Source organism: uncultured Rothia sp. (assembly GCF_963544205.1).
Taxonomy (GTDB): Bacteria; Actinomycetota; Actinomycetes; order Actinomycetales; family Micrococcaceae; genus Rothia.
Map to the genome: position 1 here is coordinate 451,753 of NZ_CAUUDY010000001.1, position 24,881 is coordinate 476,633.

At 59.4% G+C, this 24,881-nt stretch carries 20 protein-coding genes; 7 read left to right on the top strand and 13 right to left on the bottom strand.

From position 1 onward, the window contains the following. Positions 1-85: 85 nt before the first annotated feature. From RWZ58_RS01850 to RWZ58_RS01880, 7 genes are all read right to left on the bottom strand, one after another. Positions 86-1,177, bottom strand: a complete 1,092-nt coding sequence (locus tag RWZ58_RS01850; protein WP_314657006.1) for a restriction endonuclease subunit S — start codon at positions 1,175-1,177, stop codon at positions 86-88. Between the two features lies 1 nt (position 1,178). After that, on the bottom strand, positions 1,179-3,104 hold the full coding sequence (locus RWZ58_RS01855) for an N-6 DNA methylase (protein WP_314657007.1): 1,926 nt from the start codon (positions 3,102-3,104) through the stop codon (positions 1,179-1,181). Between the two features lie 346 nt (positions 3,105-3,450). Continuing rightward, complete coding sequence (locus tag RWZ58_RS01860; protein WP_314657009.1) at positions 3,451-3,984, bottom strand: Rv3654c family TadE-like protein; 534 nt, start codon at positions 3,982-3,984, stop codon at positions 3,451-3,453. 7 nt (positions 3,985-3,991) lie between these two features. Further along, positions 3,992-4,495: a TadE family type IV pilus minor pilin gene (locus RWZ58_RS01865; RefSeq protein WP_314657010.1), complete on the bottom strand. Its 504-nt coding sequence runs from the start codon at positions 4,493-4,495 to the stop codon at positions 3,992-3,994. Between the two features lie 81 nt (positions 4,496-4,576). Next, positions 4,577-5,206 carry a DUF4244 domain-containing protein gene (locus RWZ58_RS01870; RefSeq protein WP_314657011.1) on the bottom strand — a complete coding sequence of 210 codons (630 nt, stop codon included), beginning with the start codon at positions 5,204-5,206 and terminating at the stop codon, positions 4,577-4,579. A 128-nt stretch (positions 5,207-5,334) separates the two neighbouring features. Further along, complete coding sequence (locus RWZ58_RS01875) at positions 5,335-6,591, bottom strand: type II secretion system F family protein (protein ID WP_314657014.1); 1,257 nt, start codon at positions 6,589-6,591, stop codon at positions 5,335-5,337. Positions 6,592-6,633: 42 nt separating this feature from the next. After that, entirely contained in the window at positions 6,634-8,229 is a 1,596-nt protein-coding gene (locus tag RWZ58_RS01880) for an ATPase, T2SS/T4P/T4SS family (protein WP_314657016.1), read from the bottom strand. A gap of 248 nt (positions 8,230-8,477) precedes the next feature. On the opposite strand from RWZ58_RS01880, the gene RWZ58_RS01885 reads away from it, so the two are divergent. Next, positions 8,478-10,484, top strand: a complete 2,007-nt coding sequence (locus RWZ58_RS01885; RefSeq protein ID WP_314657018.1) for a bifunctional 3'-5' exonuclease/DNA polymerase — start codon at positions 8,478-8,480, stop codon at positions 10,482-10,484. A 114-nt stretch (positions 10,485-10,598) separates the two neighbouring features. Here the strand turns inward: RWZ58_RS01885 and RWZ58_RS01890 are convergent, their stop codons facing one another. Then, entirely contained in the window at positions 10,599-11,363 is a 765-nt protein-coding gene (locus RWZ58_RS01890) for a CoA pyrophosphatase (protein ID WP_314657021.1), read from the bottom strand. Positions 11,364-11,403: 40 nt separating this feature from the next. Next, positions 11,404-12,345 (bottom strand): endonuclease III, encoded by a 942-nt coding sequence (gene nth, locus RWZ58_RS01895; RefSeq protein ID WP_314657022.1) that lies wholly within the window; start codon positions 12,343-12,345, stop codon positions 11,404-11,406. A 167-nt stretch (positions 12,346-12,512) separates the two neighbouring features. On the opposite strand from nth, the gene aroQ reads away from it, so the two are divergent. Next, positions 12,513-12,953 (top strand): type II 3-dehydroquinate dehydratase, encoded by a 441-nt coding sequence (aroQ, locus tag RWZ58_RS01900; RefSeq protein WP_044150130.1) that lies wholly within the window; start codon positions 12,513-12,515, stop codon positions 12,951-12,953. 139 nt (positions 12,954-13,092) lie between these two features. On the opposite strand, the gene RWZ58_RS01905 is transcribed toward aroQ, so the two are convergent. Then, positions 13,093-14,271: a MarP family serine protease gene (locus tag RWZ58_RS01905; RefSeq protein WP_314657024.1), complete on the bottom strand. Its 1,179-nt coding sequence runs from the start codon at positions 14,269-14,271 to the stop codon at positions 13,093-13,095. Positions 14,272-14,753: 482 nt separating this feature from the next. Between RWZ58_RS01905 and RWZ58_RS01910 the strand changes: the two genes are divergently transcribed. After that, on the top strand, positions 14,754-15,431 hold the full coding sequence (locus tag RWZ58_RS01910; protein ID WP_005504653.1) for a Crp/Fnr family transcriptional regulator: 678 nt from the start codon (positions 14,754-14,756) through the stop codon (positions 15,429-15,431). A 106-nt stretch (positions 15,432-15,537) separates the two neighbouring features. Here the strand turns inward: RWZ58_RS01910 and RWZ58_RS01915 are convergent, their stop codons facing one another. The 3 genes from RWZ58_RS01915 to RWZ58_RS01925 all read right to left on the bottom strand — a co-directional run bounded on the left by RWZ58_RS01915 (position 15,538) and on the right by RWZ58_RS01925 (position 17,574). Further along, entirely contained in the window at positions 15,538-16,713 is a 1,176-nt protein-coding gene (locus RWZ58_RS01915; RefSeq protein WP_314657026.1) for an NUDIX hydrolase, read from the bottom strand. Next, on the bottom strand, positions 16,706-17,188 hold the full coding sequence (locus tag RWZ58_RS01920; RefSeq protein ID WP_314657028.1) for a RidA family protein: 483 nt from the start codon (positions 17,186-17,188) through the stop codon (positions 16,706-16,708). Before RWZ58_RS01920 ends, RWZ58_RS01915 begins: the two co-directional genes overlap by 8 nt. 182 nt (positions 17,189-17,370) lie before the next feature. Further along, positions 17,371-17,574, bottom strand: coding sequence for a hypothetical protein (locus RWZ58_RS01925; RefSeq protein WP_005504647.1), 204 nt, complete (start codon positions 17,572-17,574; stop codon positions 17,371-17,373). A 165-nt stretch (positions 17,575-17,739) separates the two neighbouring features. Between RWZ58_RS01925 and RWZ58_RS01930 the strand changes: the two genes are divergently transcribed. The 4 genes from RWZ58_RS01930 to RWZ58_RS01945 are packed head-to-tail and all read left to right on the top strand — an operon-like array spanning position 17,740 to position 24,837. After that, positions 17,740-19,896 carry a transglycosylase domain-containing protein gene (locus tag RWZ58_RS01930; protein WP_314657029.1) on the top strand — a complete coding sequence of 719 codons (2,157 nt, stop codon included), beginning with the start codon at positions 17,740-17,742 and terminating at the stop codon, positions 19,894-19,896. 29 nt (positions 19,897-19,925) lie between these two features. Next, on the top strand, positions 19,926-20,945 hold the full coding sequence (locus tag RWZ58_RS01935; protein WP_314657030.1) for a metallophosphoesterase: 1,020 nt from the start codon (positions 19,926-19,928) through the stop codon (positions 20,943-20,945). After that, entirely contained in the window at positions 20,945-22,981 is a 2,037-nt protein-coding gene (locus RWZ58_RS01940; protein WP_314657031.1) for an ABC transporter ATP-binding protein, read from the top strand. The genes RWZ58_RS01935 and RWZ58_RS01940 overlap by 1 nt, the downstream gene beginning before the upstream one ends. Continuing rightward, on the top strand, positions 22,981-24,837 hold the full coding sequence (locus RWZ58_RS01945; RefSeq protein WP_314657033.1) for an ABC transporter ATP-binding protein: 1,857 nt from the start codon (positions 22,981-22,983) through the stop codon (positions 24,835-24,837). The genes RWZ58_RS01940 and RWZ58_RS01945 overlap by 1 nt, the downstream gene beginning before the upstream one ends. The last annotated feature ends 44 nt before the right edge of the window (positions 24,838-24,881 follow it).

Here is a 24,881-nt window from a genome sequence, read left to right on the forward strand (position 1 = left end):
TTTATTTATATAATAATTCATCCTTTCAAATTACTCTTGAGTAATTTGAAAGGATGAATCACATTAATATTTAAATTATATTTCCCTATACCAGAGAGCGAAGATGTTTTAATATTTCAATAATTTTTTGCGACTCCAAAAATTTTACATACTCCTCCATAATGAGCCAATCAACATTACCTTCCAAATCGACCGGAAGTGTCAATATCTCCGCCTTAAGACGCTTAGCACTTCTCTTGTAGTAATAATTATATTTACTACGAACACGGTCAGCAATCGTGGTTATAAATTTACCATTGTACTCATTTAAATACTTTGAAGTTCCCACCGTTACATCTGAGGTGGCAATAAAAGACTCTTTTTTATAAACAGAGTACCCCATAGACCCCTCACCATTACGAACAAAAACGACAGTATTCCCTGGATACTCAATATTAGGATTTGACTTCACATAATTACTTACGCCGTTATTTCGATTAGTTGCAGCAACATAGTTTGTCCCACCAGTGGAAACAACAGTCTGCTGATTCATAGGGACAGAAGTCCTCCTAATAAACTTAAATATATCCCCTAGAGAAAATTCCCCCCAATTCTCAATTTGCACCAGCTCTTCAGGTGCATCCATCTCTTTAAGTTTAAATTCATAAAACCGGATAATTTCTTTAATTTTCTCACCCTGAATATTACTGATATACCATTCCATAAAATCCCAATCAGGTTCTCCATTTTCATCGGCGGGTAACATTATATTACTACGCTCCAAACGACCAAGAGTAGCACCATTAGCTCCCCAGGTAAATTTTTCGACCTGGTTTCGAATTACTGGTATTACAAACATTGCAGTCACTCTATTCAGCCTTGGATGTGATATAACCTGAATATTTTGTCCAGTATAGTACTCTCGAGGCTGGTAAAAAACAGTTTGCGTATCAAGACCAATGGTAATTGTGTCACCCGGATCAAGCTCCACAGCAGCATTTTGACTCAGAGATATTTCAGTCTTCCATCCATTATTGTTAGCCGTTCTAGTAATATATGGAACTTCCTTTTTAGAAATATCAGATTTATCAAAATCCAACCCACTGGAAGTAGAGCGTAAATCAAACACTCCCCCTTCACCGCAGAATTTAAAAACTTTCCACCTTTGATTTTCTAAAATATCTGCTTTAGAAGCCACTCTAGCTCTTCTCCTTGCTATTTTCTACCTCATCAGAAAAAATTGACCCCAAAAGATTACCACGCCCATGAGAAATCATATTGACCTCAAAAGTCAAGAAGTCAGCGATAGTATTTTCAAAATCAGCAACTGCGGGAATCTCATCGTTAAAATAATAGTACGAATGAAGCCATTCGTCTCCCGGCTTCACTTCAGCCAATACGATAAATTTATTCGGCGCTTCGATACGTCCATGCCATACATCAAGCAGGTACTGTTTCCGGTCCTTTGCCACAGCAGTCTCAACAAGGCCCTTATGTTTCAAGACCTTATAGCCGTCATCAGTAAAGTCAATAAACTTAACTTTCTTGCCACTCGGGTGCTTTTCATGGGCAGTAAAAATAGCAATACAAGGAACAGTTCCTACACCATAAAAGGTATCCTTCTGCAGATTAATAACGCCTTCCAGAGTATGTTTTTTAAGCATATTGTCGCGATCTGCTGACAACGTAGTAAAGGCAGACTGCGGGATAATTACAGCAGCGCGTCCACCTTCCACCAAACTGTCAAGAAGATGTTCTGTAAATTTAATTTCATATTGTTCAGGGTGAGCCTTGCTTCCTTGAGAGTATGGAGGATTCATCATACCCACAGTACATCCTTTTTGTTGCAGAACAGATGGAGCTTGAGCAAGGAAGTCAACATTCTCAAGATTTGATTTTCCATCCCCACGCAAAATCATATTTGTGGTAGCCACAGTGAACATATAAGACTGGGACTCAATGCCGATCAACTGCTTCTTACGAATACTATTTCGCTGAGCATCGTTAGACGCTTTATCCAGCATATTTCGCATGGCTGCAATCAAGAATCCTGCCGTACCACAAGTTGGGTCAAGGACTTTATCTTCTACTGATAAATCTAGAAGCTCGCAGAAAAGATCCGTGATATGACGTGGAGTAAGGACAATACCTAGCGATTGCCCATCTCCACCAGAATAAGACATAAATTCACCATAAAAGCGACCCAAAATGTCTTCAGAAGTTTTACTAAAGCGTATGCTCGTATAAATTTTTTCGTACAGGAACCGCGTATAGTGCTTAAGGGGAGTCATGCCGAGCGTATCATTTTTTACGTTAATCATCTCCGTGTCTGTAATAACACGAAACTGAGTCAGCATTTTATCGCGCTTTACCTCTGGAGATACATTCGAGCGCTTTAGATTGGCTTCAATTGCATCATAAATCTTCTTACCATCAGTCACCTCCTCGTCTCCGACAAGTTTATCGATATCGAAATTTCCAAATTCAATTTCGCGCAGCGCAAGCAAGATTCCAGAAACAATAAGGGGCTTATCGGTATCTTTAATACTTCCATATGCTCGCAAGTCTTCATGAAGAGTTGCTGCATCCAAAATTAGTTGACGAGTCTCAAGGTCATAATTAGTGTCCTCTTCCAGCACCTCACGCATATAATATTCATCAATATTCTGTGGGCTAAAAGATACAAATGTTTCTATCTCTTCCAATTCTTTATAATCTCCTCTTTCATTTACAAAAATTGGAGAAATCCGATGCTGCTTACCGTCACCTGAAACACCAAGGGCAAATACTTTGTTGAAAGATGTATTCTTTGCGAGGTTTTTAGCATAATGCAACGCACCGTTTAGTGCATATTTTTCAATTGACCTTGCTTCAGTAAGCAGGGCACCATCAGATCCCCGATTTTCATGCTCTCTTATGGACTTCTTATTCTCTACAACGATAAGAAAATCTTTCGAAACGCCGATAAAGTCCGGCGCGCCGTGTTGTCCGTTAAGTTTTTTTGATGCTGTTTTAAGAGCATCATTGATTTCTTTAATTCCGCTCCCCTGGGGGCTCGCGACGATATTTGCCTCTTTGAAGAGACCACTGACCCAGATGTCAGTCTCGGCTTCGACTCTAGCCATGACTGTAGGTTCTCCTTCCTATGAATATGACTCTCTGAGTCTATCCTGACGGCAGTGAAAACATCCAGTATTTTGGTCATGCCTCCTCTAGGCTGGCTTACAACCCTAGCAGTAAACCAAATATGACTTAGTGTTACAGCATATACTCTCCTCTCAAACCGTTGTATATTAAATCACGTTTTAATATCTTTATATACCCAAAAAGATGCAAAAAATATCTATACACAGCAAACGTAACGAGCCGCTCAGCAAGCACGGCGCGCGGGCGCTACTAACGGCGATGCTGCGGAGTATGGCGGAGGCGTAGGGCGTGCTGGGATGAGAACTCCCGATGAGCATAAATAGCCTAGTCGGCTGGGTTCTCTGGTTCGGAGGGTTCGGGCGCTGAGTCCTGCTCAGCTTCCAGCTCTTCCTCCAGCTCGGCGACCTCATCGGGGCTCAGCTCCTCCGCATTGCCCGCCGCGGCGTGCTCTTCTTCGGCATACTCTTCTTCGGGGCGCTCAGCCCCGGCGCGGGCACGCACCCTCGCCGGCCCCAGCATGCCCATGGGTCCTGCGACGGGGACGGCGACCGTCACCTCCACCGTTTCGGGGCGATCCGGAAAAGTACAGGATTCCAGGTGCGCACCGTGGCGTTCGGCAAGATTTGCCGCGACCGCGCACGGGTCCCCCTCGGTGAGCCCGCGGTAGGCGTCCGCCGCCGCGAGCGCGCTCAGATCGGCGGCCGCGGAAGCCCTGCGGTTCGCGGATACCACCCCGATGAGCCCGGCAATCACCACGGTCACCACCAGTAGCGCGGCAATAATGGCGAGGGCGAGGACGGTGCCGCTACCCTCTTCGGGGCACTGATTCTCGGAGGCTGTTTTCGGGGCGGGATGCATAGCGGCTCTACTCACCCTCATGACCCGCACCGTTTTCAGCATCGTTTTCGCCGCCGCCTTCAACGCGGGCGTGGGCATCCGCCCGCAGCACCCAGCCGGTTGCCGAGCCAATCACGCCGGGGGCGGGACGGCTCACCCGCACATGCACCTGCCAGGCGCGCCCCTCCTCTGCCGCGGCTACATCATCAGGAGAAACGGAAATCTGCACGCTCTGCGCCGGGTCGATGCGGCTGACGGCGGAGCGAATCTGCGCCTCGGAATCTCCGCGGGCGGCGGCGCGGGCAGCCGTTCGCGCGGATTCCTCCACCTTGAGCTGCGCAACCCCCGTGGAGGCGGCGCCCAGGCAGAGGGCGAGCACCACCGTCACGGCGGGTAGGGCGACCGCAAATTCGGCGGTGATGACACCCTCTTCTGCGGCGTCCTCGTGCGGGGTATCGGGCACCGATTCCGCCCCGGTTTTACCTGCGGATTGAGCATGCCACCAAGCACCCAAATTCACATGAGCATTCATTCTTTATTCCTCCTTTCTTGCCTCATTTTTCGGGGTGCATAGCATCTAGAGCAAAACTCCACGATGGAATTTTCAAAAGCGCTAGAGCAGTCCCGTATTGCCCGCAATAGACAGCGCATTACGCACAATATCCAGGAGCATGGAACGCACCTCATCGGACTTGAGAATCAGCACCAGCAGACCAGCAAAGCCGACCGCCGCAAGCATCACAATGCCGTACTCCGCGGTGGAGGCGCCCTCCTCCGGATCACCCGCCGGGGCATACTCAGCGGGCGTCTTTTCATCGCCTTCAGCAGGCACGTATTCGGCACAGCCGGGCGCGTGCTCACCCAGGCTGCGGCAGGTGGCGCCGCATTCGTCCAGGGTGCAGCCCTCGGCGAGCGCTCGGGCAATGGTCAGCGCCTGCTCGGGGCTCAGGCGGTCAGTGTTCATATCCATCTCCATTTCGGCGGGGTCAATCCTAGGGTCGGCATGCTTCTGCTCAGCGCCGGTGAAAAGTTCAACATCGGTAAAAAGCTCGGGGCATTCTTCGCGCAGCTGCTTCATGGTGGTTGCAATGGCAACGGACAGCGGTACGGGACCCAGAATGGTCTGCGCTTCAGCACCGGGTGCGTGAGCCTGAATTTCACGCGGTGCGCCGACCGGGGCAGTAATCGGGGCATCGCCCGGGTGCAGGTCGTGGCGGATTGCTTCGCAGAGGGTGTTCGTCATTGGTTTTCCTTTCGTTGCGCCCCGGTCATTCGGGGCGGGGTGGGTGCTCTTCTGCCTTCGAGGCGCAGAGCGAGGGTCTAAACTTTTCGGCATTTCAGCTAGTCAACAGCGCTTATGGGCTTGGTTCTTTAGCCAGTCAGCGTGGGTAGCAGCGAAATGAGGATGGGCACAATACCCAGGCAGATAAAGGCGGGTAGCGAACACAGCCCGAGGGGCACCACGAGCGCGACGGAGAGCTTTCCGGCGGCGCGTTCTGCCGCGCGGCGCTCGCTGAGGCGGTGCGCATCGGCGAGGGAGAGCAGTAGCGCCGTGCTGGGTGCGCCGCCCGTGTAGGCGGGGGCGAGCGCATCCCGCAGCTCACCGAAGGTTCCCGCCGCGGAGCCCGACCAGGCGCTCCCCCAGCCGCTGCCCATCTGTAGGCGCTGGCAGACCGTGTGTAGCGGTCGGCTGTTGAGCGCCTCGGCGAGGGTGCCCAGGGCGGCGAGCGGTGCGAGCCCGGCGCGTAGTTGCGCGGCGAGTAGTTCCAGCACGAGGGCGGTATCGACGGGCGGCACGTTCGAGGTTTGTTCGGCTCCACTACTTGCCGCGCTTTCCACCTCAGCCCGATGCACGAGCACGGCGGTCCAGCGTCGCCCGGCAAAGGCGAGCCCCAACCCGAGCAAGCCGGTAAGCGCCCCGAGAATGGAGCCGGTCAACACGCCCACGGGGTCGCTTCCCATGAGCACACCCAGACCCAGGCCGAGCAACGGCAGCCAGGAGAGGATTCTGCCGGTGGCGCGCGGTGCGGCGAGGGCGCTCTGCCTACCCAGGAGCGCATCAATGCGTTCTTCGGCGTGTTCGGCGGCGCGTTCCAGGCTCGTGGCGAGCGGCGCGCCGGCGCTCTCACTCATACGAAGGCTCAGCTGCAGGTCGTGCAGGCGCTCGCGACTGTGCGGGCGCATCCGGGCGCTGTTTTCGAGCAGTTGGGCGCAGGCGAGGTGCGCTGGGGCACCCCAGGAGGTGACCGTGGCGAGCGCCTGCGTGAAGCGGCGAATATCTTCGGCGCACCGCTTCTGCCCGTAGTCTTCGGAGAGCGGCGAGGAGCTTCGCGCTCGTCGGAGTCGGGTGCTTTTCCGGGCGGTTGTTTTCTTCGCGTGCGTTTTCCCCGCACCCTGCACCAGCTCGTTCTCCCCGAACTGCCCGGACTCCCCGAGTTGCCTGGAGCCCGGGTTGGCGTGCACCGCTTCCTGCAGAGGAATACCGGCGCGCAGGCTCAGCGCGAGGGTGCGCAACATGAGCGGCCACATGCGCATTTCCTCGGCACTGGCGGGCCCGGCGATACGCTCAACCCAGCACTCAGCCCAGCGTCCGCGAGGGCTTCCATTACTCTTCTCTTTCTGCTTCATTGCTTCCTCCTTTCACGTTTTCCGTTTCCCCCATTTCGGGGGCTAGTACCCAACATTGGATTCGACAGAAATACGCCTGACCTGCAGGTACTTTTCGCTCCCCTGCGTGGCGGGGTGCAGACTGTAGATACCCTCGATGCGGCGGCGACCGTCCCGGTGTTCCAGGTGGATAATGCGTTCAAAAGCCGTCGCCGTATGTAGAGCGACCGTTCTACTATCCAGTCCGGCGAGCGCACCCAGAGCACACAAACGCAGAGGCACCGCCTGCGCACTATTGGCATGCAGGGTCGTTCCAGCACCGCGGTGACCGGTATTCATGGCGGTCAGCAGGTGCACCACCTCCGCACCGCGGCACTCACCCACCACGAGCCGATCCGGGCCCATGCGCAGCGCCTGCACGATCAGCTCACCCAGCCCGATTTCGCCGGCACCCTCGGAGTTCGCGGCGCGGGTTTTGAGGGCGATTACCTGCTCATGCTGCGGCGCAAGTTCCGGGGTATCTTCGAGCAAAATGAGGCGCTCCTGCGGCGTACACAGACCCAGCAGAGCGTTGAGCAGCGTGGTTTTGCCAGTGCCGGTGCCGCCGCTAATGAGGAACCCGCGGCGTTCGGCAATCATGCGGCGCAGGTAGGCGGCGGTCGCCTCATCGCACAGCCCGGCGGCCTGCAGCTGCGCCAGGGTGGGGCGCTCGCGGGCGGGTAGGCGCACGGAGAGCCGGGTGCGTTCGCTCAGCGGCGGGATAATCGCGTGGATGCGCCTACCATGCTCGTCGCTAATGTCAGCCGCCGGATGCGCGGCGTCCAGCTGCCCGCCGTGCCTGCGGATGAGCCGCTCGGCGAGGTCACGCACGCGCCGCTCATTGCCGAGGCTCAGCGCTACGGGGCGGGTGGTTCCGTTGATGCCCGCCCAGATATCGCAGGGCGAGTTCACGTAAATATCGGTGATGGTTCCGGCGCGTTGCCCCTCGTCGAGGAGCAGGTCGAGGACGCCGAGGCCGTAAAGTTCCGCGGCGAGGTAGCGCAGCGCGGTCTGCCGGTTGACGGGCACGTATTCCACGCTGGGGTAGCTCCAGGAGGCGGGCGCGGACGGCGCAGCTTTGGCGCGGAATTTTCGGAGCTTCGCTGCATTGCTTCCGTCTGCGCCCGTTCCTTCTGCGTTCGCGTTCCCCCAGGCATTCCCCTGGCATCCGCCGTCGATGGCGTAGATTGCCTCGTCCACGGCATTTTCGAGAATCTCGCGGAGGGGCTGGGATTCCTGGAGCAGTCCACCGTCCGCAGCACTCGCAGTGTTTGCGCTGCCCGCGGCGATTACACCCTCTGCGGGCGCGCGCTCCGCTGCCGTCTCAACCCCGGCGCCAAATCCACCGCTAAAACCACCGCTAAAACCGTTCAGGGCGATAGCGCTCATCTGCGGCGAGCGCAGGATTAGCTCGCGGGCGTGCAGGGCGACGGCGCGGGCGCGGTAGTCTTCGGGGATGAGCAGGGCGGGCAGTGAGCGCGCACCTGCATTCTGCGCACCCAGTCGATTCGTTCCCTGCACCTGCGTGCTTGGACTCTGTGTGCTTAGATTCTGCACGGCGCTGGTCGGGTAGCCATTGGGACTACCGGTGTTGCTGGCGGGATTTCTGGTGGGGTTCATGGCTCTAGGAGAGCATTGCGCCCATCCTAAATTTTTAAGAGAATGAGCGTTCTGTGGATAACTCCTCGCGCACCCCGAAATATCCACGATGCACGCGCCCCAAACGAACAAAACGCACGCATCCGGCGCTTTTATGACAAACCGCGGCGCGTTCTGCCCTCTCGCACCCACAGTACTTTTCGCACGTATCCCGTGCCCGCTCATCCGCAAACCGCGCGCCTTCGCACCCGGTCACCGATAATGGAAGAATGTACGTTCTACTCAGTCCTGCCACCGGCGCGGGTATTACCGCCCAGACCGGCACCCCCGCGCACCCGGTCACCTCGGCTATTGCCGCGGGTGCTTCGCCGCGCGGTGCCCAGCCGGTGACGTCGTGGGGTGCTTTTCATTTTTCGGCGCCGACCGCTGAGCAGTTGCAGGACCCGACCTTTATTCCGCGGATTACGCGTGCGGACCGGGTGAGTGCGGCGAATCTTCCGGCGTATGTGCGTGAGGTGGAGCGTCAGGCGTCCGAGTCGGCGGAGGCGCGTTTTCCGCGCTGGATTTGGGCTGATACCCGCCACGTTGACCCGCTGCTTCTGCACCGCGGGGTGCGGGTGCATCTGTGCCATGATTTGCGTCTGGTGCAGCGAATTTTGGCGACTGCCGCTACGCATCCGAGCGATTTTGTGGAGTACAGCCCGGTGCTGGATCTTGCTGATCTGCGTGAGGCGGTGGAGCCTCAGGGGTATCTGCCGGTGGCGCGGCAGATTCAGGGTCAGGAGGAGCTGTTCGGCGCTGATTTTTTGAGTGCCCCCGCCACCTCTTCCGCCGCACCCGCCGATTCCTCTGCAGATTCCTCCCCCGATTTCCTGGAGGCGGCACCCCATGAGCCTTTTGCCCAGCAGTTGGCGGCGGGCCCGGTGACTCTGCTGCCGGAGCATCCGGTGGTGCGTGTGCTGATGCGTGAGTGGCTGGCGCAGGCGCGCGCTATCGGTGCGTCGAGGCACCCGGAGCGGCTACGTCTTTTGGCGGCGGCTGAGTCTGCCGGCGCGTTGGTGGCGGCTGAGATTGGCTATTACGGCATCCCGTTTAATGTGCAGGCGCATCATGAGCATCTGTGCGAGTTGTTGGGTCCGCGCCCGGCGCCTGGGGAGCGTCCGCAGAAGATGCAGGAGTTGGCGGAGCAGATTCAGCGCATGCTGTTTATGCCGTCGTTGAACCCGGATTCGCCGCAGGATCTTTTGCGTGCTCTGCAGTCTGCGGGGGTGTCGGTGAAGTCGACGCGCTCGTGGGAGTTGAAGAGTTGGGCGGATGCGATTCCGGCGCAGCGGGAGAAGCGTTGGGCGCTGATTGACCCGATTCTGCGGTACAAGAAACTGTACCGTATTTGGACCGCTAACGGCTGGACTTGGGCTGATACCTGGGTTTCTGAGGGTGCGTTCCGACCGCATCTTGAGGTGGGCGGCGCCGCAACCGGGCGCTGGGGTGCTTCCGGCGGTGGCGCGCTGCAGCTTCCTGCAGAGATTCGTCAGGCGGTTCAGGCGCCGGAGGGTCAGGTGCTGACGGTGACGGACGGCTCGCAGATTGAGCCGCGCATCCTGGCGGCGTTGAGCCGTGATGAGGCGCTCGCTTCAGCGGGTCGCGGCGCTGACCTGTATGCGGGTATCGCCGAGCTGGCGCGCCTGAAGGGTGTGGGTTTGACGGAGCGTTCCTACGCGAAGGTGGGCATGCTGGCGATTATGTACGGCGGCCGTAGCGGTGAGATTGGTGCACTGTTGCCGCATGTGGCGGCACTTTTTCCGCAGGCCATGGAGTTTACGGAGCGTGCGGCTCGCATTGGTGAGGCGGGCGGTCAGGTGACGACTTTTTTGGGTCGTACATCCCCGCCGGTGGATGAGCGTTTCCGTGAGATTGTGGCTGATCGGTCTTCGCCGACGGCTGAGTCGCGTGCGGTGTCGACTGCGCGTGCACACGGCCGCATGACCCGCAATTTTATTGTTCAGGGTACGGCGGCGGAGTGGGCTCTGTGCTGGATGGGCGCGGTGCGTTCCCGTCTACTGTCGGAGCGGATTTTTGGTATGCCGATGCGCACCCGCATTGTGTATTTTTTGCACGATGAGCTTCTGCTGTGCGGTCCCGAGCTGGAGGCGGATCGTGTGGAGCGTATTGTGCGTGAGGGCGCTGCGGAGGCGGCGCGTCTGCTGTTCGGTCGGGTGCCGGTTGATTTTCCGGTGTCGGTGGCGCGGGTGCACAACTACGCAGACGGTAAATAATCTGCGGGCAAAATAGAGACAAAAATAGGGGCGGCGGGTAGCTTCATTCAAGCTACCTGCCGCCCCTATCCGCACCCTGTATCCGCTAGTCAAGTGTTTATTCCGCGAAGAGCTTTACTCCTCGTAGCCGGGTGCCGGGCGCATCTTTTTCTTGTCCCAGGGCACGGTCCAGCCGAGCGAGTCGAAGATTCGGTCAAGCAGAATTGCGGTGAATCCCCAGACGGTGAATTCTTCGCCGCCGGGCATACGCACCTCGAAGGCGGGGGTGCGGTGTGAGGTGCGGCCGCGCTTGACGTAGGCGGTGTGCCGGTTGGCGGGGTTGAGCAGGTCGCGCACGGGCACGCGGGCGATGAGCGCGGATTCGTTGTGGTCGACGACCTCGACGGGCACGGGGCTGTTCCACCAGCCGATAACGGGGGTAACCATGAAGTTGCTGATGGGCAGCGGCAGGGTGCGCAGCTGGCCGAGGACCTGCACGCCGGCGGGGTCGAGCCCGGTTTCTTCGACCGCTTCGCGTAGGGCGGCGATGTGGGCGACGGGTTCACCGGTGGTTTCGGCGAGCGCGTAGTCTTCGGGGTCGATTTTGCCGCCGGGGAAGGCTGGCTGGCCGGCGTGTGAGCGCAGGGTTGCGGCACGCACGAGGAGCAGTACGTCCAGGTCGGCGCTGACATTTTCGGGGCAGCCGTCAAATTCGCCGGTGGATGGCGAGTTATCGAGCACGCCGAAGAGGATCAGCACGGCGGCTTCTTTGCTGAGGGGGCTGGCGGGTGCGCTGCGCAGCAGGGCTTGGACGTCGAATTCCACGCCACCTTCTGCCAGGGCGGTCAACGCCTGCTGGGCGGGGTGTTGCGCCTCCTGCTGGGGCGAGTTTTCGCTCATCTGTGTACCTCTTTTCTGCGCGGCTGCATTCCGGGCGCCGTTAGGCGCTGAGCGGGTAGCCTTCTGCCATGAGTTCGCGGCGGGTTGCCCCCTGCAGGAATCGCAGGTGCAGGTCTTCTCGACCGGGTGCCATTTCGTATTTCATGAGTTTACGTGCTGCCTGCTCGTTCGTCTCCCCGGCGCCATAGGACGGGCAGAGGTCGGCGACGGGGCATACGCCGCAGGCGGGCTTTTTGGCGTGGCAGATGCGGCGGCCGTGGTAGACCATGCGGTGTGAGAAGAGCGTCCAGTCTTTGCGTTCGATGAGTTCGGCGACGTCTTTTTCGACCGTCTCGGGGGCGTCTGCGGTGGTGAATCCCATGCGGCGGGCAAGGCGGCCGAAGTGGGTGTCTACGGTCAGTCCGGGCACGTCAAAGGCGTTTCCGAGGACCACGTTCGCGGTTTTGCGGCCGACTCCGGCGAGTTCTACGAGCTCTTCGAGGGTTGAGGGAACCTGACCGTTGTGGCGTTCTACGAGCTGCTGGGAGAGGGTGACGATGGAGCGTGCCTTGGCGCGGTAGAAGCCGAGGGATTGAATGTAGGGTTCGACCTCTTCGGTGCGTGCGGAGGCGAGCGCAGCGGCGTCCGGGTAGCGTGCGAAGAGTGCCCCGGTGACGGAGTTGACGCGCACGTCGGTGGTTTGTGCCGAGAGCACGGTGGCGATGAGTAGTTCGAAGGGGTTGTTGAAGTCGAGTTCTGCGACGGCGTAGGGGTAGGTTTCGCCGAGGATGCGGTTGATTTTGCGGGCACGGCGCACGGTGGCGAGGTGGCTTTCGGGTGCGCGTGCGTTGAGGCGGCGTGCGGCGGCTGCGGCTTTGAATTCGGGAACGAATCGGATCTGCAGGAGCGATTCGGCGTTCTCTGCCGCAGTGTTGTATTCCGGGGTGTTCTGTGCCGCGCTGTTCTGTGCGTCTGCTGCGGGTTCGGTGGCGTTCTCGGTCATAGCGCGAGGGTACCGGGCTTTAGGGTGTGGGCGGTAGCGAGGTTCACCGTACTTGGCTCGCGCGCGGCTCTCTCCCCCTCCCCTCATCATTTTCTGCATCTGATCTTTTTCTGGGCAGTTCGCGCCGACTAGCGCTCAGCGGGCGCTCACTGTGCCACACTGGTTTTATGTCAGATACGATTTTTGTGCTTAATGGACCGAATTTGAACCTGCTTGGGCAGCGCCGCCCCGAGGTGTACGGCTACACCACTCTGCACGATATTGAGCGTATGGTGCGTGAGCGCGCGGCGGATCATGGTTTTGATGTTGAGTTTATGCAGTCGAATCATGAGGGGGCGCTGGTGGATGAGATTCAGCGTGCTCGTACTCGTGGCGCGGCGATTATTATCAACCCGGCGGCGTACACGCACACCTCGGTGGCGCTACACGATGCGCTGGAGGCGGCTGAGCTTCCGGTGGTTGAGGTGCATCTGTCGAATGTGCATCGCCGCGAGGAATTCCGCCATCATTCGTTTGTGTCGCCGCAGGCTACTGCGGTGATTGCCGGTGCGGGTGCGTACGGCTATGTCATGGCGGTTGATTTCCTGGCTCAGCACCTGGCGGAATAACAGCGCAGCATCTCGCCGAATAACCCAGTGCAGCATCTTGCGGAATAACCCAGCCCCGCCTCCTGTCGTGAAATAGTTCAGGCTCCCGTTCCTTACTTGAGGACGGGAGCCTGAACTTTTATCGCTATCTAGCGGCTAGTTACTTGCGGCAGGTTCCGGTGGAGACTGCGGCGGTGTTGTCGCCGCCTTCAGCCAGTGCCTGCTTGAGGGTGCTTGCGGTGATGGCGTAGCCGGTCTGGCCGCTGGTTGCCTTACCGAAGATCACGCCGACCACGTTGCCGTTTTCGTCGAGGACGGGGCCGCCGGAGTTGCCGTGCTGCACGTCGGCTGCCAGCTGGTAGACCTGGCGCATGGCGTTGGCGCGGCCGGTGTCGGCGTCGATGGTCTGGGTGTTGCCGATGCCCTGCACGGTGGCGGGCAGTGCCTTGAACGGGCCGCCCTTGGGGTAGCCCATGAAGGTTACGAGGCTACCTGCGGCGGCGTTGGTGCCGATGTTCAGCGGTTCGAGCGGCAGCTTGGGAACGCTGATGAAGGCGATGTCCTGTTCGCTGTCCATGTAGACGACGGTGCCGGGCCAGGTGCGGCCGCGGGAGTCCTGTACGACCGGGGAGGTCACGCCGGCGACCACGTGGGCGTTGGTGACAACCAGGCCGTTATCAGCGACGAAGCCGGAGCCGGTGGAGGTGTAGCCACACTGCTCTGCGGCGCCCAGAATCTCAACCACGGAGGCTGCCGCCCGATCCAGTGCCGCGGATTCTACGGTCTGGGTGGGGGCGCTGGTTTCGGGGGCGATGAGCTGGCTGACTTCCGGAATGGTTCCGAAGGCGAGCACGTCATTGCGTACCGTGTTGATGCGGTCCTTGACGATCTCGGGGGTGGAGGCGACCATCCAGGAGAGGGTCTTGGATTCGCTGAGCGCAGTGTTGAGCTGCGGGATGGGTACGGTGCGCATGGAGATGGTCAGCACGACCATGACCAGGGCGCAGGCGGCGAGGTTCAGCACGCCGCCGAAGAAGCGTTCAATGCCCTTGAGCGGGGTGATGTCGGTGACCTTCCGGATGGTGCGTCCGGCGATGAGGCCGAGCCACTGTCCGATGGTCAGGCAGATGATGAGCACGCCGACGGCGGTAATGAGGCTCCACTGTGATCCCACGGAGGCGACGGCGAGGGGCACGAGCCAGGCTGCTGCGCAGACGCCCAGACCCAGGCCGAGGAAGGTTCCGAGGGTGGTGAAGAATCCGCTGCGGACTCCGGCGAGGAAGTAGAGCAGCAAGATGATGGGGATAGCAATATCAAGCAGGTTGATGCCAGTCGTCACGACTAATTGCCTCCTTGGTGGGTAGAAGTGGTCACGGTGTGCCCAATGTGGTTGGTGCGGGCTGGCGCCCGGTGAGTGTGGTGGCACGCTAGACCCTGCGGCGGGCGTGACGGGCGGTTCCGGGGTTGTTGAGACCGGGTTCTGCCTCGTCGCATCGTACCGCGTGTGGAGGCGGTGCGCCTCCGCGTCATGAGGGTGTCAGCGTGCTTGGTACCGAAAAAGTACACACCTGGATGCTTGATATTAGGGGCTGAACCTGTGGGTAAGCTTTGAATTTTCTCGAAAGAAATAACTTTTGCTGTAAAGCGCCCTATATCGGAATGCATAAAGCGCTTTTTTAGGGTACGCTCATATCAGTTGAATATGTCACACTAGCTTGAGCCTTCTCACATTTCAGATGTTGAGACGCATGACACCGGTTCGGGCTCACTCACTGAACATTTACGAGCTTCGGCTCATCACCTCATATCTAGGAGAACTTTATGGATCTCGAGATCCTCCGTCGTACCCCTCTCTTTGCTAACCTCGACGACGCAGCTTTCGCTCTGCTGACCGATGACATTCAGGAGATTGACCTCTCCCGCAACGCTGTCCTCTTCTACGAGGGTGACCAGGATGACCAGCTCTTCGCTGTGCTCTCCGGTAAGGTCAAGCTGGGCCGCACCGCCGCTGACGGCCGCGAGAACATGGTCGCGATTATGGGTCCCGGTGACGTTTTCGGCGAGATGGCTCTCTTCGATCCTTCGCCCCGTTCGACCAACGCTGTGGCTGTTTCTGAGACTCGCTTGGCTGCCATCAAGCACGAGTCCTTCAAGCGTGCACAGCAGCTAGACCCCTCGATTTCCGATCAGGTTATTAAGACTCTGGCTCGCCGCCTGCGCCACGCTAACGAGGCGCTGGCTGACCTGGTCTTCTCCGACGTTCCCGGCCGCCTCGCTAAGGCTCTGCTGGACCTGGCTGACCGCTTCGGCCGCCCCGCGACCGACGGCGTGCTCGTTGCTCACGAGCTGACCCAGGAAGAGCTGGCACAGCTGGTTGGCGCATCCCGCGAGACCGTGAACAAGGCTCTTGCCGAGTTCGTTTCTCGTGGCTGGATTCGCCTGGAGGCACGCGCAGTGGTCATTCTGGACCTGCCCCGCCTGCGCCAGCGTTCCCGCTAAAGACGCACGACTTAAATAAATCAGGAGCCGTTTCCCTCTGCATGGGGAAACGGCTCCTGATTTCTTTAACGCTTCATCTCACGAGCGTACGAATGCGGCAAACCCGTTAGAGCACACCCATCGCGCCGGTGTACATGGAACCGGTCGTCGCCGGGACCACCTCGGTGAAGGAAAGCATGCATGCACCGTTGTGGGTGACGAGCACGGGCTTCTTCACCTCAATCTTGCGGCGCTTCGACAGCCACGCCACGGAGGTCTGAGCCTTCGCCAGCGACTCGAGCATGCACATCACGCCGGGGGTGATGAGCTGATCGAGGGTACGACCCACCGTATTGGACTGGCCGATGCGGTCACCCAGTTCGCTGGTGTCCTTGGCTTCGAGCAGTTCACGCACGTTCAACCAGTCACCCCACACGCCCTTACCGAGCAGCAGCTTCGGGTCCTGGCCGACGGGCAACGCCGTGGTGAAGTAGGCGATATCGTAGCGCTTGAGGAAGAAGTCCGGGGACTGCCAACGCGCGACCGGGCGCAACAGGTCGGCGCGCACGCTCAGACCACTGGAGGTCAAGAAGTTAGAGAAGCTCTTGTCCTGCTCGGCAACCGCTTCACGCCACGCCATGAGCTCAGGGGTGCTGGAGCGCTCCACCACGTCCTGTTCGTCCTCACCAGCGAGCAGAATGCCGGTCTCTTCAAAGGATTCACGCACGGCAGCCATGACGCTGCGGCGTGCTTGAGCAATATCGGAGAAGTGGAACTGCTCTTCCCAGTATTCGGCACCGGGGCCAATCCAGGATGCAGACTCATCATCACCGGGAAGAGCCGTGCCGCCGGGGAATGCGACCACGCCCAGCGGAGAGATGCCGGGGCGGTAGGTCAGAATCGTTTCGAGGCCGTTGTCGCCGTCGCGCACAAAAATGACGGATGCCGCCTGGCGCATCGTACAGCCGGTCGCACCTTCGTTACCGCCTTCACGCCAACTTTCGGCTGCGGTGCGCATGAACTCGGGAATCGTGTAGAGACGCTGAATGCAGGAGGTGCGCGGGTTAGCTGCGGGCTGTCGACCGGTAAACATGCGCGGACGTTCCACTCCATCAGCCGGGGTGGGGGTGCCGAAGCGGCGTTCCTGCACCGGCAGGGGCAGGGTCTTAATGTCCTGCGCTCCGCCTGATCCATGACCGTCGATACCGTTCACCGTCTTTTGGGCGCCACTTTGTGCTGCCCGCTGAGCCTGGGCAGCACGAATAGCAGACAGCGGCAGCGCGCCGGTGTACAGATTAGACATACTCAACGATAATCTCGACCTCTACGGGCGAGTCCAGGGGAAGAACGGGAACACCCACAGCGGAGCGTGCGTGCTGGCCTGCCTCGCCGAAGATTTCGCCGAGCAGTTCGGATGCGCCGTTAATGACGGCGGGCTGAGCGGTGAAGTTCACCTCGGATGCCACGAAGCCAACGACCTTCACGACGCGCTGCACGCGGTCCAGGTCGCCGATGACGGACTTAACGGCGGCGAGGGCGTTCAGCACGCTGATGCCCGCGTACTTCTTCGCATCCTCGGGGTTCACGAAGCCCTCAGCGCCGGAGTCGGAGACCTTACCGGTAGCGGGCAGAACGCCGTCCACGAAGGGCAGCTGGCCGGAGGTGTACACGTAGGAGCCGGAGTTCACCGCGGGAACATAAGCGGCAACGGGGGCGGGTGCGACGGGCAGTTCGTAACCGAGCTCGCGGATACGTGCTTCAATACGGGATTCAGTCATGATTACTCCAGAAGGATGGCGGGTGTTGGCACCCAAACGGTGATAGGGGGAACGCCGCAAATCTAAACGCTACTGATATTCAGGCAGCGGTTAAACGGCTAACCGGCGGCCTTCCTCATCTATTCCCACTTCCCCTATAAAGAGGAGAGGAATATGTGAGGTGACCGCCGGGTACGCTGCTCTTAGTCAGCCTTTTCGCGCTTAAAGTAGGCGATAGGGTTGCCCTGAGTCGGAGCGACCATGTTCGACGCGGGGGTTGCACCGGCAGGTGCGGAAGCACCGGGCAGCACGGTGACGAGCTCCCAGCCGTCTTCACCCCAGTTGTCGAGGATAGCCTTGGTCGTGTGGATCATCAGCGGTACAGTTGCGTATTCCCATTTCTTCATACCCTCTAGCCTAGCTTTCAGGGTCGAATAAGTAAAAGGGATTCACTATGGTTTCGGTCAATGTCCGCGGCTTTTGGGGCTTTATTCTTAAGGTGGAGAAGTTCACCTCCCTATGGGGTGCTGAGGTGGACTTCCTCTCACAGCTTCATGGGATAAACTGAATGAATGGCTTCATCTAAGAAAACCCGTGCGCGTCGCCGCCCGGGAGATTTTTTGCAGTTCCTCGCGTTCAGCGTGATTGCCGGTTTCCTCGCGGCAATTATTGTCGTACCCCCGGCTGTGAGTGCCGGTATGGTCGCGAACGCGTCGATGTCATGGTTCCAGGACCTTCCTGATGACATTGCCGATGGCATCTCTTCCCGTCCTTCTACTATTTACGCTGCTGACGGTAAGACCGAAATCGCGACCTTCTTCGAAGAGAACCGCGACCCGGTCAAGCTGGATCAGATTTCGCAGAACATGAAGGATGCTATCGTCTCGGTGGAGGACCGCGACTTCTACAAGCACGGTGCGGTCTCCGCTATCGGTATTGGTCGTGCGTTCCTGAACAACATTATTAACTCCGGTAGCGGCCGCCGTCAGGGTGCATCGACCCTGACCCAGCAGTACGTTAACAACCTCATCGTTGATGCCGCTGTGGCTCGCGGTGAGGACGCTACCGCAACCCTGAACGGTAACAAGACCTACGCCGCAAAGATTCGCGAGATGAAGCTTGCGATTTCTATGGAGCAGAACAAGTCCAAGGACGAAATCCTTGAAGGCTACCTGAACATCGTGAACCTCGGTGGTTCGAACTACGGTGTTGAGGCTGCTGCACAGTACTACTGGGGTATTTCCGCTAAGGACCTGAACGTGGCTCAGTCCGCGCTTCTTGCCGGTCTGGTGCAGGCACCGAACGTGTACGACCCGACCGTGAACCCCGAGCTCGCCCGTGAACGCCGCGACATCGTTCTGGGCACCATGCTCCGCGACGGCAAGATTACCGATAAGGAATACAGCGACGCCATCGCTAGCGACATTAAGCTCAACGTCCACCCCAAGTCCCAGGGTTGCTCCCTGGCGGGTGACAAGGCGTTCTTCTGCCGCTACGTGGTCAACTACCTGCTGCAGGACGAGTCCCTCGGCGCAACCGCTGAGCTGCGCAACACCGCGATTAAGCGTGGCGGCCTGAAGGTTGTCACCACCCTGAACCCCGAGGCTCAGACCGCGGCAAAGCAGGCAGTGGACTCCACCCAGCCGGCAGCAACCAACTGGAACGACGTGAACTCCGCTCTGACCAGTGTTGAGCCCGGCACCGGCCGCGTCATCGCCATGGCTCAGAACACCGAGCTCGGCACCCCTGCTGACGCGAACGACCACTCGAAGACCGAGTACAACTACAACGTTGATAGCGCCTACGGTGGTACCCGCGGCTTTCAGCCCGGTTCGACGTTCAAGCCGATTATTCTGGCTCAGTGGCTCCGAACCGGCCGCGGTGCGAACGGCACCGTGAACGGCACCCAGCTGTTCTGGCCCACCAGCTTCGGCTGGAACGCCAAGTGCTATGACGGCGGCAAGTACTACTACACCGGTCAGGCGAACGGCTGGTCCTACAAGAACGCAGTCAACGGCGGTCTGACCTACGGTACCGCTGCGTACGGTATTCGCCAGTCGTTGAACTCGTACCTGTACGGCATGCTCTCCCAGATTGACCTGTGCGATGTGCACGACCTGTCCATCAAGATGCACGCGCTGGACGGTACCGGCGAGCCGCTGCACAGCATCCCCGACCTGGGTACCAACATTGGTGGTACCAAGTACGGTATTTCCCCGCTGACCAGCGCATCCATGTACGCTATCTTCGCTTCTGAAGGTAAGTACTGCACCCCCCGCCCGGTCGATAAGATCACCAAGACCAACGGTGAGACCCTCAAGGAATACCAGAACCAGTGCGAGCAGGTTCTTGAGCCGGACATCGCAAACGGTGTCAGCTGGGTTCTGAAGGGCGTTATCCAGCCTGGCGGTTCCGCATCCCAGCGTGGCATTGGCCTGCCGAACGGTTCGGCTGCGAAGACCGGTACGAACGATAACTCCTCCCAGACCTGGCAGGTTGGCTACACTCGTGGCCTGTCCACCGCGTCTTGGGTTGGTTCGAACAACCTCGGCTTCCGCTCCCTGAACGGTGTGGGCATTAACGGTCGAGTCCTCGAGTACGTCGATGGTGCAACCTACGCGGGTGCACAGTGGCAGTCGTTCATGAAGACGATTGCTCCGAAGTACGACACGAAGGACTTCACCACCCCCAGCGATAAGGTTCTGTCCTACAGCTCGAACCCTAGCTAATCCAGCTGAAGCCTGAAAGGCGATTGATAATGTGTGAAAACGCAGTCAACGCCCGCGTCCCCGTGGCGGTCCCCGGCGCACGCGGCTCCTCCCCGCTCCTGAAGAAGGTTGCGGGGGCGGTAGCCGTCACTGCAGCCTTGGGGGCCGCCACGGCGGCGTATGGGCACTTTATTGAGCTGAATAATTTTCAGCTCCGCACCGAGTCCCTGCCGGTGCTGCCCGCCGGTAGCCCCGACTTCAGGATTCTGCACATTTCGGATATGCACATGATTCCGGGCCAGCAGAAGAAGATTGACTTCATGCATTCGCTGGCTGCCCTGGAGCCGGATCTGGTGATGAACACGGGCGATAACCTCTCCCACGTGGACGGTATGGGTCCGCTGCTGGAGGCGCTCGACCCGCTCATGGACTTCCCCGGTGTGTTTGTGCCCGGCTCGAATTGCTATTTCGCGCCCGTCTTCAAGAACCCGGCACGCTACCTCTGGCAGCCGCGCACCCCGCAGATGATTGAGGAGGGCTCACGCGTAGCACTGCCCATTGAGCGGATGCACGACGCCTTCGAGTCGCGCGGCTGGACGGGCCTGGTCAACCGCTACGACACCCTGAACCTCAAGGGTCTGCGTCTGGAGTTCTCCGGTGTGGATGACCCGCACCTGCGCTACGATGAGCACCCCGGTTTCGCCCCCGGTGCTTTCGACGAGGGGCAGGAGCCGAGCGTCTGTATTGGCGTGGCACACGCCCCCTACATGCGCACCCTGCACCGCTTCGTGCAGGACGGTGCGCAGGCTATTTTTGCCGGCCATACGCACGGCGGTCAGGTCTGCCTACCCGGCGGTCACGCTCTGGTCAGCAACTGCGATTTGCCGCCTTCGCGTGCGAAGGGCGTCAGCGAGCAGTCCGGTATCCCGGTTCAGGTTTCTGCCGGTTTGGGTACCTCTCGTTTTGCGCCGGTGCGTCTATTCTGCCCGCCGGAGGCGATCCTGGTGACCCTCACGGCTCGCGATAAGGAGCAGCCTACCGCCGCCGCTTCGGCAGGTGGTCGCCGCTAATGTCTGAGGCCTCTACAGCACACACGACTAAGCGCCGCCGCAACCCCTTCCTTGAGACCGCGAGCGAGCCAACCCCCGACCCGATTGACTACGCACACGGCCAGCGTGCCCCGCGCACCCTGGCGGCTTATGCGCGTCCGATTCGTCTGCGCTGGGGTGTGGGTCTGCTCGTGGCGTTCGGCGCCGGTGCCCTTGAGATTGCCATCCCGCAGATGCTGCAGATTATTGTGGATCATCTCTCGCAGAGCACCACTGAGAGCGCCATCTGGATTGCCGGTGGCCTGGTGCTTCTGCTGGGTATTGCGCACGCCTCCTTCATGTACTGGAGGCGCTGGCTGATTGTGGACCCGACCTCCACGATTGAGCTGTCCATGCGCATGAACTTCTTTGACCGCCTGCTCAGCGCCCCGCTTTCGCTGCTGGACCGTTGGCCTTCCGGTCAGCTGCTGACCCGTTCCATGAGCGATTTGGGTACGATTCGCCGCTGGTTGTCCTTCGGTATTGTGCAGCTGCTGACTGTTGCGGTGATGTTCCTGGTCGGCGGCTTCTTCATGTTGCGTTCTTCACCGTCCCTGGCGCTGGTGTTCGTGGTGACGGTGCCCATTCTGGTGCTGTCGCTGGTGAACTTTACCCGCAAGTACTACCGTGCCTCGCATGAGATTCAGCAGATGACCGGTGACCTCTCCACCCGTATCGAGGAGTCGGTGCGCGGTATCCGCGTGATTAAGGCGCTGGGCCGCTCCCCCGAGCAGATTCAGGAATATTCCGAGTCCGTGGATGCCCTGCAGGTGCGCGAGTACGGCAGGTCGATGCTGGTGGCTCGCGTTGCCCTGTATCAGGGTCTGATTGTGGGTGTCTCCACGGCGGTGGCGCTGGCTGTGGGCGCTTCGCAGGTTGCGGCGGGCACCCTGAGTCTGGGCGCGATGACCGCCTACTTTGCGGTGCAGACGACCGTGCTCAGCCACGTGACGCGCTCGACCGCGCTGATGTCTGCCTATTTGAGCTATAAGGTGGCGCTCGAACGCCACAACGAGGTCATGGACGAGCCTGGCTTTGAGGCGGTGCCGCTGGTTCGTGGCTCCGGGGCTGTGTCTGGGCCCGAGCATCCGCAGGGTGCTTCTGATTCGTCAACAGTAGCTGGAGTGTCTGCCGAGGGCGGCTCCGGGAAGGAAACTATGCAGTACCCCAGCGGTGGCGCAGTATCTGTCGCTTTCGATCACGTTCAGTTCAGCTACGACGCAGCCGAGGCGCCGGCACCTGTTCCTGCAGAGGCTACCGGTGCAGACTCTGAGGTGAAGGCACCCGAGGTGTCCGTGCTGAAGGACGTGAACTTCAAGGTCTTCCCGGGCGAGATTCTGGCGCTGGTCGGTGCGACCGGTAGCGGCAAGTCGACCGTGCTCTCGCTGGTTCCGCGTTTCTACGAGCCGACCTCCGGTTCCCTGCGTTTTGGCACCCGCGATACCGCTGACATGTCTATTGAGGAGGTGCGCGCCCAGACCGCGTTCGTCTTTGAGGAGGCGGTGCTCTTCTCCGGCACGGTCCGCGAGAATGTGCTGATGGGCGTTGCCGAGCAGTACGAGCGCGGCACCGAGGATGAGGACTACCCGAGCCAGGAAGAGCTGGAGGCGACCCTGAACACCGCGCTGCAGCTGGCTGCGTGCGACTTCGTGGCGGAGCTTCCGCAGGGTCTGGATACCGTCATTGGTGAGGAAGGCATGAGCCTGTCCGGTGGTCAGCGTCAGCGCCTGTCGTTGGCGCGTGCCCTAGCGAAGCGCCCCTCAGTGCTACTGCTGGATGACCCGTTCTCGGCGCTGGATGTGAACACCGAAGAGCGTATTATTACCGGTCTACGTGAGGGTCTAGAGGGCCTGGGCGGTGCCACTACCCTGCTGACGGCGCATCGCCCCTCCACGGTGGCTCTGGCTGACCGCGTGCTGCTGATGGTTGATGGTGCCGTGGTGGCTGAGGGTACTCACGCTGAGCTGATGGATTCTTCGGAGCAGTACCGCCAGCTGATGACGATGGAGGAGGGCTAATGGCCCATCATCGTCCGGCGGAGCCACGGGAGCAGATGAGCCCGCAGGAGCGCGCGGAGACTCGCGAACGCTCGATGGCTCTGCTGCGTCAGATGTTGCGCCCGCATCGTGGGGCGTTGGCGCTGTCGATTGTTTCGGTGCTTTTGGTGTCGGGCTCGTCGGCGATTGCGCCGATTCTGATTGCCCGCGTTTTGGATAGTTCCATTGAGCCGCTCAAGCAGGGTGATGCTTCTGTCCTGCTGACCCTGCTGGTGTTTTTTGTGGCGGCTACCGCGGTGACCGCGATTTTCTCGTGGGTCAACGTGGCGTACACGGTGCGCGTGTCGCTGGGCGTGGTGGTGTACCTGCGTAAGCGGGTGTTCCGTCACGCGCAGTCGCTGAGCGTGTCGTTCCATGAGCGGTACACCTCGGGCAAGGTCATTTCGCGTCTGACCAGCGATATTGATACGGTCCGTAGCTTCTTGGACAGCGGCATTAGCCAGCTGGCGATTACGCTGCTGTCCATGGTGATTTCTGCGGTCGCTATTTTCCTGCTGGATTGGCGTATTGGTCTGTTCATGCTGGTCATGGGCGTGCCGATTTACTTCTTGACGCGCTGGTTCCAGAAGACGGCGGTGCCGGTTTTCCGCACGATGCGTACCGAGTCTGCGCATCTAACGAGCCGTTTTGTGGAGACTTTTACGGGTATCCGCGCGGTAAAGGCGTTTGGTGCGGAGGCGCAGATGCGCGTCGAGTACGCCCAGGCGTCGGAGCGTTACCGCCTGGCGGTGATGGATTCGATTAAGATTTTCGGCATCTACTCGCCCGTGCTGATGCTTTTGGGCAACGTGTTTATTGCCGGTGCGCTGGTGCTGGGTGGCTATGCGGTGCTGGGCGGCACCATGCAGATCGGTACTCTGCTGGCGCTGGTGATTTACGCGAACCGCGTGTTTGAGCCGGTCATGCAGCTCTCTGAGTTCTACAACATGTTCCAGTCGGCGATGTCCGCGTTGGAGAAGCTGTCCTCGTTCTTGGCTGAGGAGCCGGAGGTGGCTGAGCCGGAGCATCCGCATGAGCGCGCTGTAGAGTCTGCTACCGGTACCGCTGAGAGCGGCAAGGTTCAGGGTGCCCTGGTTGAGCTGGATTCGGCGGTCTTTGGGTACACTTCGGATCGTCACGCGCTGAAGGAGACGACCCTGCGCATTGAGCCGGGTACGACCGTGGCGCTGGTGGGTGCTACGGGTGCCGGTAAGTCGACTATCGCTAAGCTGGTGGCTCGTTTTTACGATGTTTCCTCCGGTCAGGTGCGTATTGACGGTGTGGATGTTCGCCAGCTGGCGGACGTGCAGCTGCGCCGTGAGGTGCTCATGCTGACCCAGGAGGTGTTCCTGTTCTCCGCGTCGATTCTGGAGAATATCCGCATGGGTAACCCGCAGGCGACCGATGAGCAGGTGAAGGCTGCCGCTAAGGCGGTGGGCGCTGACGCGTTCATTGAGCGTCTGCGCGAGGGCTACGATTCGCGTCTGGGTCGCGGCGGTATTACCCTGTCGGCGGGTCAGCGTCAGCTGGTGTCTTTTGCTCGCGTATTCTTGGCAAACCCGCGGGTACTGATTCTGGATGAGGCGACGGCTTCGCTGGATATTCCGAGTGAGCGTGCGGTGCAGGCGGCGTTGCGTACCGTATTGGCGGGGCGTACGGCGCTGGTGATTGCGCATCGCCTCTCGACGGTTTTGGGCGCTGATCGTGTGCTGGTGATTCATGAGGGTTCCGTGGTGGAGGATGGCTCCCCGCAGCAGCTGATTGCCTCCGGCGGTCGTTTTGCGGCAATGTACGCTTCCTGGGATGAGCTGAATCAGGTTCAGGAGGCTGACGCTTAGAAGCATTATTTGCCCCTCCCCGAGCGATAGCGTGCCGCTGTGTT

Excerpts from the sequence above, each read along its gene's own strand:
- RWZ58_RS01855 (WP_314657007.1), bottom strand. The coding sequence starts at position 3,104 with ATGGCTAGAGTCGAAGCCGAGACTGACATCTGGGTCAGTGGTCTCTTC.
- RWZ58_RS01860 (WP_314657009.1), bottom strand. The coding sequence starts at position 3,984 with ATGCATCCCGCCCCGAAAACAGCCTCCGAGAATCAGTGCCCCGAAGAG.
- RWZ58_RS01865 (WP_314657010.1), bottom strand. The coding sequence starts at position 4,495 with ATGAATGCTCATGTGAATTTGGGTGCTTGGTGGCATGCTCAATCCGCA.
- RWZ58_RS01870 (WP_314657011.1), bottom strand. The coding sequence starts at position 5,206 with ATGACGAACACCCTCTGCGAAGCAATCCGCCACGACCTGCACCCGGGC.
- RWZ58_RS01875 (WP_314657014.1), bottom strand. The coding sequence starts at position 6,591 with ATGAAGCAGAAAGAGAAGAGTAATGGAAGCCCTCGCGGACGCTGGGCT.
- RWZ58_RS01880 (WP_314657016.1), bottom strand. The coding sequence starts at position 8,229 with ATGAACCCCACCAGAAATCCCGCCAGCAACACCGGTAGTCCCAATGGC.
- RWZ58_RS01885 (WP_314657018.1), top strand. The coding sequence starts at position 8,478 with ATGTACGTTCTACTCAGTCCTGCCACCGGCGCGGGTATTACCGCCCAG.
- RWZ58_RS01890 (WP_314657021.1), bottom strand. The coding sequence starts at position 11,363 with ATGAGCGAAAACTCGCCCCAGCAGGAGGCGCAACACCCCGCCCAGCAG.
- nth (WP_314657022.1), bottom strand. The coding sequence starts at position 12,345 with ATGACCGAGAACGCCACCGAACCCGCAGCAGACGCACAGAACAGCGCG.
- aroQ (WP_044150130.1), top strand. The coding sequence starts at position 12,513 with ATGTCAGATACGATTTTTGTGCTTAATGGACCGAATTTGAACCTGCTT.
- RWZ58_RS01910 (WP_005504653.1), top strand. The coding sequence starts at position 14,754 with ATGGATCTCGAGATCCTCCGTCGTACCCCTCTCTTTGCTAACCTCGAC.
- RWZ58_RS01915 (WP_314657026.1), bottom strand. The coding sequence starts at position 16,713 with ATGTCTAATCTGTACACCGGCGCGCTGCCGCTGTCTGCTATTCGTGCT.
- RWZ58_RS01920 (WP_314657028.1), bottom strand. The coding sequence starts at position 17,188 with ATGACTGAATCCCGTATTGAAGCACGTATCCGCGAGCTCGGTTACGAA.
- RWZ58_RS01925 (WP_005504647.1), bottom strand. The coding sequence starts at position 17,574 with ATGAAGAAATGGGAATACGCAACTGTACCGCTGATGATCCACACGACC.
- RWZ58_RS01930 (WP_314657029.1), top strand. The coding sequence starts at position 17,740 with ATGGCTTCATCTAAGAAAACCCGTGCGCGTCGCCGCCCGGGAGATTTT.
- RWZ58_RS01935 (WP_314657030.1), top strand. The coding sequence starts at position 19,926 with ATGTGTGAAAACGCAGTCAACGCCCGCGTCCCCGTGGCGGTCCCCGGC.
- RWZ58_RS01940 (WP_314657031.1), top strand. The coding sequence starts at position 20,945 with ATGTCTGAGGCCTCTACAGCACACACGACTAAGCGCCGCCGCAACCCC.
- RWZ58_RS01945 (WP_314657033.1), top strand. The coding sequence starts at position 22,981 with ATGGCCCATCATCGTCCGGCGGAGCCACGGGAGCAGATGAGCCCGCAG.